This is a genomic window from Acidipila rosea (assembly GCF_004339725.1).
Classification (GTDB): Bacteria; Acidobacteriota; Terriglobia; order Terriglobales; family Acidobacteriaceae; genus Acidipila; species Acidipila rosea.
The window spans coordinates 192997-205989 of the sequence record NZ_SMGK01000003.1; the positions used below are offsets into that span (position 1 = coordinate 192997).

The following is a 12993-nucleotide window of genomic DNA, read 5'->3' on the forward strand; positions in this document are numbered from 1 at the left end:
TCAGGAGAGTGACCAGCTCAACCTACCGCGGACGCATCGCGCCATCGCCCACAGGGCTGCTCCATCTCGGCCACGCGGCGACCTTCTGGACTGCCTATCAACGCGCCCTCGATGCAAATGGCGTGCTCGTCTTCCGCGACGAAGATCTCGATCCGCATCGCTCGCGCCCCGAGTTTGCCGTGGCTATGATCGAGGACCTGCAGTGGCTTGGCATTCGCTGGCAGGAGGGGCCACTCCGTCAGAGCGACCGCCGCGAAGCCTACCTCTCTGCCTGGCGCACCCTCGTCGAACGCGGCTTCGTCTATCCCTGCACCTGCTCACGTCGGGAGCTGGCGCGTAGCGCACAGGCTCCGCATGAGGAGGACGACGAGCCGCTCTATCCCGGCTTCTGCCGCATGCGTCAGCTCGATGCGGTTCCGGCTTCGCCCATTGGCTTCAACTGGCGATTTCGTGTGCCGGATCGCGAGGCAATCGTGTTCGAGGATGGCGCCGTCGGTCGCCGGAGCTATCTGGCAGGCGCAGACTTCGGCGACTTTCTCGTATGGCGTCGCGATGATGTGCCGGCCTATCAGCTCGCGGTGGTGGTGGACGACGCGGCCATGCGCATCACCGAAGTCGTGCGCGGGGCCGACCTGCTCAAGTCCACAGCGCGGCAGCTGCTCCTCTATCGCGCTCTGGACCTCAGGCCGCCTGCCTGGTATCACTGCCCGCTACTCACCGACGAGCGGGGCCAGCGCCTCGCCAAGCGCCACGATGCGCTCTCCCTCCGCGCCTTGCGCGAGCGGGGCATGACCCCTGAGGAGGTGCGCTCACTTTTCGTCGATGCGCCCAGCCGCTCCGCTACACTTGAGCATTGATGCTCCCAATCGTCGTCGAACTCCTCACCACCCTGCTTGCGCTCGCCGGCCTCGGCTTCACTCTGGTCGCACTCTGGAGTGCCCGCTCCTGGTCGCGACAGCAGCGGGCCGTCCTGCCCTCCTATGCGCCGCCGGTTAGCATCCTCAAGCCCGTCAAGGGACTCGACCACGAGATGTACGCCGCCTTCGCCAGCCATTGCGAGCAGGACTACTCCGGCGACTATGAAATTCTCTTCGGAGTCAGCAGCCTGCAGGATGCAGCCGTTTCTGCGGTCAGGCAGCTGCAGCAGCAGTATCCAGAGCGCGCCATTCGCCTGATCCTCTGTCCAGAGATCCTGGGCACCAACGGCAAGGTCAGCAACCTTACGCAAATGCTGCCCGAGGCCCGCTTCGATCACATCCTCGTCAATGACAGCGATATCAAGGTCTCGCGCCGCTATCTCAGCCGGGTGATGGCCTGCTTTGCTACACCCCGGCAGCGCGTCGGCATGGTTACGGCTCCTTATCGCGGGCAGGCCCATGCGACGCTCTGGTCAAAGATGGAGGCGCTGGGCATCGCCACCGATTTTTTCCCCGGCGTACTGACGGCGCTAAAGCTCGAAAAGGGCATCCGCTTCGGCCTGGGGTCCACGCTCGCCATGACGCTGGAGGCCCTCGACGCGATTGGTGGGTTTTTCCCGCTAGCCGACTCGCTCTCTGATGACTATGAGCTCGGCGCCCGCATCGCGGCGGCGGGCTATGACGTGGCTCTGTGCGCGGAGGTAGTTGAGACATGGCTGCCCCCCTACGGTTTTCGCGCCTTCGTCGATCACCAGCTTCGCTGGCTGCGCAGCATGCGCGACTCGCGCAAGGCAGGCTACGCCGGACTGATCTTCACCTTTGCGCTGCCGTGGGCGCTTCTCAACGTAGTGGCGTCAGGAGCCAGTGCCGAGAGCGTCGCACTTTTGAGCATCGTGTTGACCGCTCGCGTCTCCCTCGCGCTCGCCGTTGGCGTCGGACTGCTCGGAGATACGCAGGTGCTGCGCGACTTCTGGATGTTGCCGCTGCGCGATCTCTGCGCCATGGTGCTGTGGGTCTGGAGCTACGCGAGTGACACGATCCTGTGGCGTGGTGAGCGCTTTACGTTGAAGAGAGGCAGGCTGATCCGCAAAGCCTGAGGCGGATCAGCCTTCCTCTTCACCAGACGTAAGTCGCCACCGCTCCAGCCGGCAGGCTTGTCGCAAACGAACGCCCATGGCTCTGAACGCGGAAGGCCTGCGGCGAAGCGCCGCTGTTAGCTACGATCAGCACGCTCTTCCCTCTGGCGGTCTTGAAAGCGACATTTTCGAGCGAGCCGGGCTCATTCGATCCCACCCGCACCGATCCCGGTCCAACAAATTTCGAGGCATGCGCCAGCGTATAGTAGGCGCGGTTGCGGCCTACCTTGTTGCCGTCGAGGGTAATGGCGCCCTGGCAGACCGGGCAGCCGCCGTTGTTGGTGTGCGGCCCATTCTGCGGATCGGCAGCCAGGTTCCACAGCAGCACATTGCGGCTCCAGTTGCGCGTTGCGCCGATCACGATTCGAGATACGGGCCCGGCAATATTCTTGCTTGCCGTATCTCCCGAGTCGATCACCATCTGCTCGGTGAAGTAGAGGTTCTTCGCTGGAAAGGCGTCATGCACCTTGGTGAGTGCATCGATCGTGCCTTCGTAAAGATGAAACCCGGAGCCGTCGACATATTTGCTTGCGCCCGGATCCTGCAGAATGGAGAGCGGGTAGTCAGGCCGGTCGCAGTTGTGGTCATAGAGGATGATCTTTGTCTCAAGACCGGCCTTCTCAAGCGCCGGGCCAAGGTCTTCGCGGATAAAGCGGCCTTCGTCTGCCGCAGGCATGAACATGCTGGGCGTGTTCTTGGGGTTCAGCGGCTCGTTCTGCACGGTCAGGGCGTCAATCTTGATTCCCGCCTGTTTCATCCCCGTCAGGTATTTCACCCAATACTGGGCGTAGGCCGGGTAGTATTCAGGCTTGAGTTCGCCGCCCTTGGCATTGTCGTTGGTCTTCATCCACGTTGGCGGGGACCACGGCGAGGCGAGCAGTTTCATCTTCGGATTGATGGCGAGAATCTGCTTGACCACAGGGATTACATCGGCTTCGTCCGGCGCCAGGCTGAACTTCGCCAGCGTGGGATCGGTTTCGCCCGGGGGCAGATCGTCGTAGGAGTAAACTCGCTCGTTCATGTCCGAGGAGCCCACCGTCAGCCGCAGATAGCTTACCTCGATGCCGTTGCCCTTGGGCGCGAAGAGCTCGTGCAGGATCTTTGCCCGGCTTGCGGAGTCCATCTTCATCAGCAGCTGGGCGCTTCCGCCCGTCAGTGCGTAACCGAAGCCGTCGATGGTCTGAAACTTCTGCCCGTCCTCCACGTTGATCACCGCGCCTGCGTCGGCTGACCGTGAGAAGTGAATCTTCGCCTGGGGCGCCAGCAATGCCGATCCGTCCGAAGTGGTGAGCCACTCCGAGACCTTTCCGGCGTGCGCGGCCCCTGGCAGCAGAGCGAAAGCAAAGGAAGCAAATGTGATCAGCGGACGAGCGAATTTAAAGTGCACAGTATCTCCGGTGTTATTCGATGCATAAATGGCAAACCACTTCTGATTCTATGCGTGATAGCTTCGCGGGACGTCGCCGGGGGCCCTCCGGGGTGCGCCTGATTTATCCTCAAAGAGACCATGTCGCAAGAAGCCATCCCACAACTGGCGGCCTACAATGATGCCGCTCTGGACGCGGCCTTTGCCGCGCTTTCGCAGGAGCTTGATGCTTCCGCGCAGTCCCTCACGTCCGCCGAGGCGGTTGAGAGCTTTCGTCTGCACTGGCTGGGCCGCAAGCAGGGCCGGCTGAAGGCCATCAGCGAAGCCTGGCTCAAGTCCGCCCCGGTCGAAGCAAAGAAGCAGATCGGCCAGCGCTTCAACCAGTTGAAGGCGGAGATTGAGCAGCGCCTCGAAAGCGCAAGCACCGGCACAGGCTCTGGCGCGCTTGACGCCGAGGCCATCGACATCACGCTGCCCGGCACGCGCCGCGCGCTCGGCGCCGAGCATCCGCTCATCAAGACCATGCACGAGATGGTCGCCGTCTTTCAGCGGATGGGCTATTCCGTCGGCGTCGGCCCCGAGGTCGAGACAGATTATTACAACTTCGAGTCGCTCAACTTCCCGCCCGGTCACCCGGCTCGCGATACGCAGGACACCCTTGTAGTTGCCAACCAGGAGCGCAAGCCTCTGCGCGACCGCCTGCTGATGCGCACCCACACATCGCCGGTACAGATTCGCACCATGGAGCAGCAGCCCCCGCCCGTGCGCATCGTCATCCCCGGCAAGGTGCACCGCAATGATGCCGCGGACGCCACTCATTCGCCGATCTTCCATCAGATAGAGGGCCTTTGTGTCGATACGAACATCACCTTCTCTGACCTCAAGGGCACGCTCGATCACGCGATGAAGGAGTTCTTCGGCTCAAACGTGAAGACGCGCTTCTTTCCCTCCTTCTTTCCGTTTACTGAGCCGAGCGCGGACGTGCAGATCTCCTGCCCCTTCTGCGGGGGCAAGGGCTGCCGCAAGTGCAAACACTCGGGCTGGATCGAGCTGCTGGGCTGCGGCATGGTGAATCCCGCGGTCTTCGGCTTTGTGCAGCAGAAGCAGCCTGCCTATGATCCGAAAAAGATCAGCGGCTTCGCCTTCGGCATGGGTGTCGATCGCATCGCCATGATGAAGTACGGCGTCAGCGACATCGGCCAGTTCTACTCGGGAGATACGCGCTTTCTGGAGCAGTTCGCATGAAGATATTGACGCAGTGGCTTCGCGAATACGTGCCGGGAATCTCTGTCTCGGACAAGGAACTGGCTGACGACCTCACGCTGCGCGGCATTGCCGTAGAAGGCGTCTTTGATCTAGGCTCCCACGGCTCGCTCTTTGACATGGACATCACCACCAACCGCGTCGATGCGATGAACCACTACGGCATTGCGCGCGAGGCGGCGACGATCTACGGTCTGCAGCTGCAGCCGCTTGAGACCGCGCTGCCAGCGGGCCGACCAGGCCATATCTATCCCGTCAGCATCGAGGAGCCTGCGCTCTGCGGCCGCTTTACAGCGCGGGTGCTGCGCGGCGTCACCATTCAGCCTTCCTCGGGCGGCGTGGCCGAACGCTTTCGCCTGCTCGAGCAGAAGCTCATCTCGAACGCAGTTGATGCCACCAACTATGTCACGCTTGCGATGGGCCATCCTACGCACGCCTTTGACCTGGACAGGCTTGAAGGCGGCATCATCCTGCGCCGCGCCCGCAAGGGTGAAAAGCTGCGGACGCTGGACGGCATCGAGCGCACGCTCGATACGGAAGACCTTGTCGTTGCCGATGAGAGACAGGCGCTCGCCCTCGCTGGCGTAATGGGCGGCTGGGACTCGCGCGTCACCGAGGAGACGAAGAACATCCTCGTCGAAGCAGCGTGGTTCGATCCTGTCTCGATCCGCCGCAGCTCCAAGCGTCACCTTATTCACACCGATGCTTCACACCGTTTCGAGCGTGGTGCGGACTTCAACGCACTGCCGGTGGCTTCGGCGCTCGTCAGCAGGCTCATTCTCCAGGCAGGCGGCCATCAGGAAGGTGAGATGGTTGACGTCGTCATCCCTGAGGCCGCGGCGCGCACTGCACACCGCTCCAGCATTGCTTTCTCCGTCGGCGAAGCGCGGCGCATCCTTGGCGCGACGGAAGATCCGGCAGGCATTACAGCCGGGGCTGCCGAGACCATCCTGACCGGCCTCGGATGCACGCTTCAGAAGCAGGTCCAGTCCGATGAGGCCTACCAGGTCACGCTGCCCAGTTGGCGCCTCGATCTCGCAGGCGAAATCGACCTCATCGAAGAGATTGCGCGGGTCTACGGCTATAACCGCTTCAGAAATACGCTCCCTGCTTTCGCCGGAGGGGTCGTCGAACTGCCCTGGGCCGCACGGGAAGCTGTCCTGCGCCGCACCCTGCTCGCGCTGGGCCTGAGCGAAGCCGTTTCGAGCACCTTCGTCGCAGCCGGCGATGCCGCAGCCTTTGCACCGCAGCCCGGCTCGTTTGTTCCGCTGGGTAATCCGCTCAGTGAAGAGGCCGGCGTCCTGCGGCCATCTCTCGCGCCCGGCATGCTCACGATGCTCACGCTCAACCTCAATCGCGATGTTGAGAATGCGGCACTGTTTGAGATTGGCACGGTCTTCGGAGGCAGCACCGATCGTGTCGAGGAGCGGCCCGCGCTGGCTTTCGGCATCACCGGCAGTACCGGCGCGCATGGCCCTCATCAACCCGCGCAGCCCGTCAGTTTCTATGATCTCAAGGGTGTGGTTGAAGAGCTGCTCGCGAAGTTCGCCTCCAAGCTCGTCTACTTTGACCGCTTCCCGGGGGAGTCTGGCCTCATGCCCGCATGGCTGCACCCGGGGCGTTCAGCCCGCGCAGTCGTCGATGGCGCAACCATGGGGTATTTTGGCGAACTGCATCCTGACGAAGCCCGCCGCCGCAAGCTGAAGCAGACCATCTTTGTGGGCGAGATTTATCTCGACCGCCTCTATCGTCAGGGCCTGCGCCACCCCATGGCGCGCGAGCTCTCGCGCTTCCAGCCGGTGCGCCGCGACTTCTCCTTCATCTTCCCCGAGAGCGTGCCCTATGCGCGCATCGAGCACGCCATCGCTGCTCTGGGCATTCCGGAGCTGCGCTCCTTTGCTCCCAGGGAGGTCCTCCGTGATCCGCAGGGCAAGCTGGTCCCCGTGGGCCACTACTCCCTGCTGCTTGGCGCCGTGCTCCAGTCCGCCGAGGGAACCATGCGCGAGGAGCAGCTGCAGGAGACGGCGCAGAGAATCATGACAGCGCTGCACGCTGCAGGCGGTAGCCTGCGCGGTTAGCAAAAGTTTTTTTAAGCGGCTTGCATCTTTTGCTTTCTACTGCACCAAGAGATGCAAGCAGTTAGAGGTATGTGAACAATCCCTGTTACCTCCTGCAGGGCTTTTTGAGCTTTTCCTAGGCTGCGAAAGCGCTATACTGCCGGGAGAACAGCTCGAAATTCCCCCCGAATGCTAAAGAGGTCCTGATGTCCACGCTGGCTATGAATGAAGTTGAAATTTCCATCAACGCTGATGATCTGAATGCGCTTGAGCAGCGCGTACTGCGCACTGTTGACCTGCTCAAACAAGAGCGCGAAGCACGCGCCAACGCGGAGCAGAACTCGAACACCCTGCAGCAGCTTCTCGATGAGCAGTCCGTCCAGCTTACCCAGACGCAGGAGCAACTGAGGGCGCTTGAAGGCGAGCGCGAGCATGTGCGCCAGCGTGTGGAGCGCCTACTGAAGCAACTTGATGAAATCTCTGCCTGAGCAAAGACTCCGCGAAGAGGTAGCAGATGAGTGAAAATTCGAATGCGTCAAACAGCTCTCCCCAGGCTGTAACTGTTGAAATTTACGATCAGACCTATCACCTGCGCGGGCATGACCCGGAGCACATCCAGCGGCTCGCCGCGCTGGTGGACTCGAAGATGCGCGCGGTAGCCCAGCATGGCACCACTGTCGATTCTCTGCGCGTAGCCGTGCTCTCTGCGCTTAACATCGCAGACGAGCTGATCGCTCTCCAGCATCGCTATAACGCCCTCACAGGCACGGTCAAGGAGAGCCAGAGCAGTCTGCGCAACCGCGCTCATTCGCTCAGCGGCTTGCTCGACTCTGTGTTGACGGAAGAACGAAAAATCGGCTGAATCAGCTTCTACGTATCAAAAGGCGCTCGCTGTCACTGCCTCATGGCAGAAACAACGAGCGCCTTATTGCAGGTGCAGATCAGCAGCCGGTTATTCGTAGCGCAATGCTTCGATAGGGTCGAGGTTCGCAGCCTTCCACGCCGGATAGATACCGAAGACAAGGCCGATTGCCAGCGAGACGGTGAAGCCGATGACCGCCCAGAGCGTGGACATAGAGGCCGGCAGCGCTGCGCCCATCGCAAGCCTTACCGCCAGGGTAATCAGCGCACCGGTCGTAATGCCCAGAACCCCGCCCAGCGCGCATAACGTAATCGCCTCGACCGTGAACTGAACCATGATGTTGCGTTTCGTCGCTCCGATCGCTTTGCGCACACCTATCTCCTTCGTGCGCTCTGTAACGGAGACGAGCATGATGTTCATCACGCCCACGCCGCCAACCATCAGGCCGACGCTTGAGACTGCAATCATGAAGATGACCAGTCCCGAGGTGATCTGACTCCAGAGTCGCGAAATAGAGTCGGGGCTGAAGATGGCGAAGTTGTCCGGCTGTTCGACTCGCACACGGCGGCGTGCCCGCAGTAGCGAACGAATCTCCTCCTCGACGATCGATTTATTGGCCGGGTCATCGTATTTCACGCTGATCCATACATCCTGGACCTCGCGGTGGATCTTGCGGAAGGTGACCAGCGGAAAAATGGCGATGTTGTCCTGGGGATTCTTCCCGCTGCCAAACGGCTGCTTCGCCTTACCTAAGACCCCGATGACGGTAAACAGGTCGCCATTGATCTCTACTTCTTTGCCCAGCGGGTCGGTATTTCCGAAAAGTGTATCTGCAGTGTCGTACCCAAGGACAACAACATCGGCCGCCCGATCCTCATCCATCTGATTGAAGACCCGGCCTTCGCGCAATTCCACATCTTGCACCTTGGAGTAGGACGGCGAATCTCCCTGGAGAGTGGTGTGCTGTATCTTTTTGCTGCCATATTTGACGGCAACACTTCCTACGCCGAGGGCGAAGTCCTGGTATTGCTGGGAGGGATCGACGGCGACCACATGTGGCAGCTTACGAATGGCATCGGCATCATCGAAGGTCAGCTTCTTGCGAGCCAGCATTGCAGCCGTGGGCCGCACATTGATGACCGGCATGTGAAAGACCCAGATGACATTGGTTCCCAGCGAGTCCACAAACGTCTGGAACTTGTTATTGACGCCATTGATGATCGACGAAATCGCGATGACTGTCGCCACCCCGATAACGACGCCCAGAATCGTCAGCCCGGAACGCAGTTTATTGCCCCGCAGCGTCTCCATGGCCATCCGGACAGATTCGCGTGTGTCGCTGATCGCCATAACTGCTCCTTACATTTCCGCGCGCAATGCCACGATTGGGTCGAGCATGGCAGCTTTGCGGGCCGGGTAAACTCCAAAAAATATTCCCACCCCGCCTGAAACGAAAAGGCCGAGCAGAACAGACCAGAGCTTGATGGCAGAGGGCCAGCCGATCGCCAGCGTGATTGCTTCGGCCACACCAGCTCCCGCCAGCACGCCTATCACTCCCCCCACGAGGGCCATCGTCGCCGACTCGATCAGGAACTGCATCATCAGGTCATGGCGGCGCGCTCCCAGCGCCTTCCGAATACCGATCTCCCGCGTCCGCTCCGTCACTGAGACAAGCATGATATTCATGATGACCACTCCGCCGACAACCAGCGAGATCGAGGCAATGCCCACGACCACTGCAGCGAAGGTTTGGGTGAGCTGCTTCCATAGATCGACGAAGGTGCTGTTGGTTTCGATCGTGAAGCTGTCCGGGCTCCCTGGCGCGTCATGGCGGCGTCCCCGCATGATGGCCCTCACCTGGTCCGAGGTGGCATCCAGGGCGCCGGGCGCAGTTCCCGCTTTCGCAAAGATGTCGATCGACTGGTGAGCGCCATGTGAGTTCATGTAGGTTGAGAGCGGCATATTGACGTAGTTGTCCTGGCTCTGCCCAAGCGTGGTTCCCTGGCGCTCGCCCACTCCTACTATGGTGTAAACCTCTCCATCCACACGGACTTCCTTGCCGACCGGATTCTCGTGCGGGAAGAGATTATCGACAATGTCATAACCCACGATCACAACGTGGGTGGCGCGATCATCGTCCATCGCGGTAAAGGCGCGGCCTTGAGCGATGTTCAGATTCATGATCTCCGGCATTGTCCATGTCCATCCGGCGATGTTCACCTTATCGGCACTCTGTTTTCCGGAGACGACTTTTCCCTGGGAGCTGAGCGCCGCGCCGGTCATACGGCATCGCGTGCAGTCCGCAGCAATGGCCTTGTAATCCTCAATGTGGATGTCTTTGCGCTTCAGATATCGCAGATACTCTTCCGCGCTGAAGATCACGTTCGGCATCTTGACTACATTCAGCGTATCGGAGCCGTAGCCGGAGATCTTTGTCGCCACATAGCGGTTCGCGCCGTTGACCATCGTAATGACGGCGATGACGGAAGAGACGCCGATGACGACGCCGATCAGTGTGAGCACAGAGCGAAGCTTATTCGCCCAGAGCGACTGCAGCGCGATCCTGAATGCTTCGTAGAAACCCATAAAAGAGAAAAAGCAGCCTGGCAGCCAAGTTTATCAGCCGCAGACTGGCCCTGCGCAAAATACGCACCGGGCCAGCTTAAAGTTCCATTGGAGCAAATTAAGGTGTTGCAGGCAGCCTGTAAGCCGAATTTTGTCGAGGACGGCCATTCCTCTAGGCGACGCATTACTGCGCCGCTCAAGCGACCTACCCGGAGGTTTCCGCTCCACGCGATGGCCTGTTGGCCATCCGTCTGGAGGATCCACGTTGGCGCGCCGGGCCGGCACGCTGCGCAGCTGTCTGGACCTGGCTGCGCATTCCTCCCTATTTGGTCTTGCTCCGTGTGGGGTTTACCCTGCCCCCGTGCGTTGCCGCCGGGGCGGTGCGCTCTTACCGCACCTTTTCACCCTTACCTGCGTCCTTGCGGACGCGGGCGGTATCTTCTCTGTGGCACTAGCCGTCTTCAGGCCTTGAAGCCTGAATCCCGGACGTTATCCGGCACACCGCCCTGTGGAGTTCGGACTTTCCTCTCCCGGCGAACGCCTGCGCGACGCCGGCAGCGGCCGTCCGGCTGCCTGCAGTCTTTATCTTAGTTGATTTTTCCGTCGTCCGGCTTCAGTTCCAGTGCAGGCGAACCCCAAAGCGCGCCAGTCTTGGCGTGCCCAGCGTCAGAATAGGAGTGCGGCCGACTTCAATTGCCCGATCAAACAGGTTCTCCGCCGAGGCAAAGAACTCCGCATGCCGGCCAAACTGCCGCGATGCGTATACGTCCAGCCGGAAATATCCATGCAGCAGGTAGAAGTTCCGGTCATCGTCAAACTGGCGTCCACTCAATCTCCCCTGCAGGCTGAGCAGGCCAAGCCTCGGATTCGAAAATCTTACCTGCGTCGTAGCCATATTCCGGGCAACCTGCGGAATCCACTTCCCGACCAATGCCGGTTGCTGCTGAAACTTGGTTACCGTCGCATCGGCATACTGGTAGCCGCCATCCAGCGAGAGCCAGCTGCGAGGCGCTGATTCAAAGTCGATGGAGACGCCGCGGCTCTCAAACTGGCCCAGATTCGCGCGTTGCAGCAGCGTTTCGGTCGGCGTAACGCTCAGCGTCAGCGCGGTGATGGGCCGGTTTACCTGGGTCCAGAAGTAGCTTCCGCGCACTGTCGAGTTCCACCGTTCCAGATTCAGCACACCGCCGGTTTCCCAGCCGGTGGCGCGTTCTGAGCGCAGGTTTGGGTTCGCCAGCGTAATCTGCTGATTGATCTGGCCTTGGCGATAAAGCTCATTGATGGTCGGCGCACGAAAGGCGCGGAAGGCGGAGGCGTTGAGCGCAAAGTCTTTGGTGATCCGGCGCGTGATGCCCAGGCGAGGATTGAAAACCGTCTCGCTGGTAGCTGGCTCCGCGGTGCGGACTGCGTTTTTATATTGCGCCGCGTCGAAGTTTGAAAAGTGGTCGATTCGTGCCGAGCCACTCAAGGTCCATCGCGCCGGCGTCAACAGTACTTCTCCGTAGAAGCCCGTCTGTCTCTGCCGCGCCGTCGTGTCTAACCTGATGCCGCCTGCGCTCACCAGCAGCCCGTTGTCCGAGCCCCGCACGTCATGAGTGTCCGCACCGGCCAGCGCCAGCATGTGCTCTCCCATTGCGTGCCGCCAGTGGAGCTGTGCCCCCAGTTCGGTGGCCGGGTCTTGGGCAAAGCGGGTCAGCTTCTCCGAGGCGCGTCCCGGTGCGATGGCTGAGAAGGTCTGCCTGTAGTGTTCGCTGCTGCCGTAGAGGCGCAGCACGAAATCCTCCCAGTCCACGCCGCTCGAGAAGCGCCAGAGACGCGTGGCATTCTTCTGAATAGGCGTGCCGTTGTCGCGCGCCTCATTGAATCCGTTGCCACGCAGATAGATGCGCCCGTTATCGCGAATCCGCCGTTGGAGCAGCACGAGCCCATTCTCCGCATGATCGTTGTAGGGCGTGTCGATCGGTCCTCGCAGGTTTGGCGCGACCAGCGTGTAGCCATCGGTACCGAGGATGCCCCCGGTGGCGAGGCCGCTCCATGCGCCACGCACCAGCGAGCCGAAGAGCGCATCATCGTTGGTGTTGTCGCCACCGTGGCTCGACGAGACGATAAAGCTGTCGCCCGTCGGCTCCACAGGATTCAGGCTGACGACCCCGCCGATTGCGCTCGAACCGTACAGATCGGACGCGCCTCCCCGCACCACCTCGGCCGAGCGGATGGAAAGCTCCGGCAGCTCCTCCCAGTGAATCCACCCGCCGAATGGATCATTGAGAGGCACGTCATCGGAGACCACCAGCGTCCTGCTGGCCGCCGTCGAACCCAGCCCGCGCAGGGAGATGCCCTGCGATGTAGGGTTGGAGATCAGCGAGCTTGTCCGCCGGAAGAGCTCCACCCCCGGCACCTGGCGCAGTTTTCCGTCCAGAGCTGGCGCGGCGCCCTGCTGCAGCTGGCTCTGTGTGAGTATTCGCGTGCTTGCGGGAGAATCCATGGCTGCAAGGGGCGTTCGATAGGCCGTTACCGTGACCGACTCCTGCCGTCGCGCCAGCGTTACCCGGAGCGCAGGCTCCTGCTTCTCATTCACGGTAGCCGTGACAAACCCGGCCGCCTCGATCCGGAGCGATGCCTCCGAATGCGGCAGGGTAAACACCCCGTCCTTGCCCGTCGAGCCCAGGATGCTGCCGCTCGGGTCGCGAATGATGGCTCCGCGAATCGGAAGGCCCGTCGGATCCTGCACCAGAACGCGCATCGGCTGCTGTTGCGCGTGGCCCGGATATGCACAGAGTAGGACTACGAGGAGGGTAAGAAGGCCGCGGAAGCGAAACATTCTTCC

Annotated in this window: 10 protein-coding genes and 1 other RNA gene; 6 read left to right on the plus strand and 5 right to left on the minus strand. The window is 61.2% G+C overall.

Features of this window, described 5'->3' with window-relative positions; genetic code table 11:
- The first annotated feature begins 8 nt into the window (after positions 1 to 8).
- Together gluQRS and hpnI are read left to right on the plus strand one after the other, a co-directional pair.
- Positions 9 to 857, plus strand: coding sequence for a tRNA glutamyl-Q(34) synthetase GluQRS (gene gluQRS / locus C7378_RS10845; RefSeq protein ID WP_131996203.1), 849 nt, complete (start codon positions 9 to 11; stop codon positions 855 to 857).
- Positions 857 to 2014 (plus strand): bacteriohopanetetrol glucosamine biosynthesis glycosyltransferase HpnI, encoded by a 1158-nt coding sequence (hpnI, locus tag C7378_RS10850; RefSeq protein ID WP_131996206.1) that lies wholly within the window; start codon positions 857 to 859, stop codon positions 2012 to 2014. The genes gluQRS and hpnI overlap by 1 nt, the downstream gene beginning before the upstream one ends.
- 19 nt (positions 2015 to 2033) lie before the next feature.
- Here the strand turns inward: hpnI and C7378_RS10855 are convergent, their stop codons facing one another.
- Complete coding sequence (locus C7378_RS10855; protein ID WP_131996209.1) at positions 2034 to 3440, minus strand: glycoside hydrolase family 30 protein; 1407 nt, start codon at positions 3438 to 3440, stop codon at positions 2034 to 2036.
- A 120-nt stretch (positions 3441 to 3560) separates the two neighbouring features.
- On the opposite strand from C7378_RS10855, the gene pheS reads away from it, so the two are divergent.
- The 4 genes from pheS to C7378_RS10875 all read left to right on the plus strand — a co-directional run bounded on the left by pheS (position 3561) and on the right by C7378_RS10875 (position 7601).
- Positions 3561 to 4664 carry a phenylalanine--tRNA ligase subunit alpha gene (pheS, locus tag C7378_RS10860; protein ID WP_131996212.1) on the plus strand — a complete coding sequence of 368 codons (1104 nt, stop codon included), beginning with the start codon at positions 3561 to 3563 and terminating at the stop codon, positions 4662 to 4664.
- On the plus strand, positions 4661 to 6760 hold the full coding sequence (gene pheT, locus C7378_RS10865; RefSeq protein WP_131996215.1) for a phenylalanine--tRNA ligase subunit beta: 2100 nt from the start codon (positions 4661 to 4663) through the stop codon (positions 6758 to 6760). The genes pheS and pheT overlap by 4 nt, the downstream gene beginning before the upstream one ends.
- A 185-nt stretch (positions 6761 to 6945) precedes the next feature.
- Positions 6946 to 7227 carry a hypothetical protein gene (locus C7378_RS10870; protein WP_131996218.1) on the plus strand — a complete coding sequence of 94 codons (282 nt, stop codon included), beginning with the start codon at positions 6946 to 6948 and terminating at the stop codon, positions 7225 to 7227.
- Between the two features lie 26 nt (positions 7228 to 7253).
- Positions 7254 to 7601 carry a cell division protein ZapA gene (locus C7378_RS10875; RefSeq protein WP_131996221.1) on the plus strand — a complete coding sequence of 116 codons (348 nt, stop codon included), beginning with the start codon at positions 7254 to 7256 and terminating at the stop codon, positions 7599 to 7601.
- A gap of 90 nt (positions 7602 to 7691) precedes the next feature.
- Here C7378_RS10875 and C7378_RS10880 read toward each other — a convergent pair whose 3' ends face one another.
- The 4 genes from C7378_RS10880 to C7378_RS10895 form a co-directional block, all read right to left on the minus strand.
- On the minus strand, positions 7692 to 8951 hold the full coding sequence (locus C7378_RS10880; protein ID WP_131996224.1) for an ABC transporter permease: 1260 nt from the start codon (positions 8949 to 8951) through the stop codon (positions 7692 to 7694).
- Positions 8952 to 8960: 9 nt separating this feature from the next.
- Complete coding sequence (locus tag C7378_RS10885; RefSeq protein ID WP_131996227.1) at positions 8961 to 10187, minus strand: ABC transporter permease; 1227 nt, start codon at positions 10185 to 10187, stop codon at positions 8961 to 8963.
- A 103-nt stretch (positions 10188 to 10290) separates the two neighbouring features.
- Positions 10291 to 10743: RNase P RNA component class A (gene rnpB, locus C7378_RS10890), an RNA gene on the minus strand.
- 36 nt (positions 10744 to 10779) lie between these two features.
- A complete protein-coding gene (locus C7378_RS10895) occupies positions 10780 to 12987 on the minus strand; it encodes a TonB-dependent receptor (protein WP_131996231.1) in 2208 nt (735 codons plus the stop codon).
- Between the last annotated feature and the right edge of the window lie 6 nt (positions 12988 to 12993).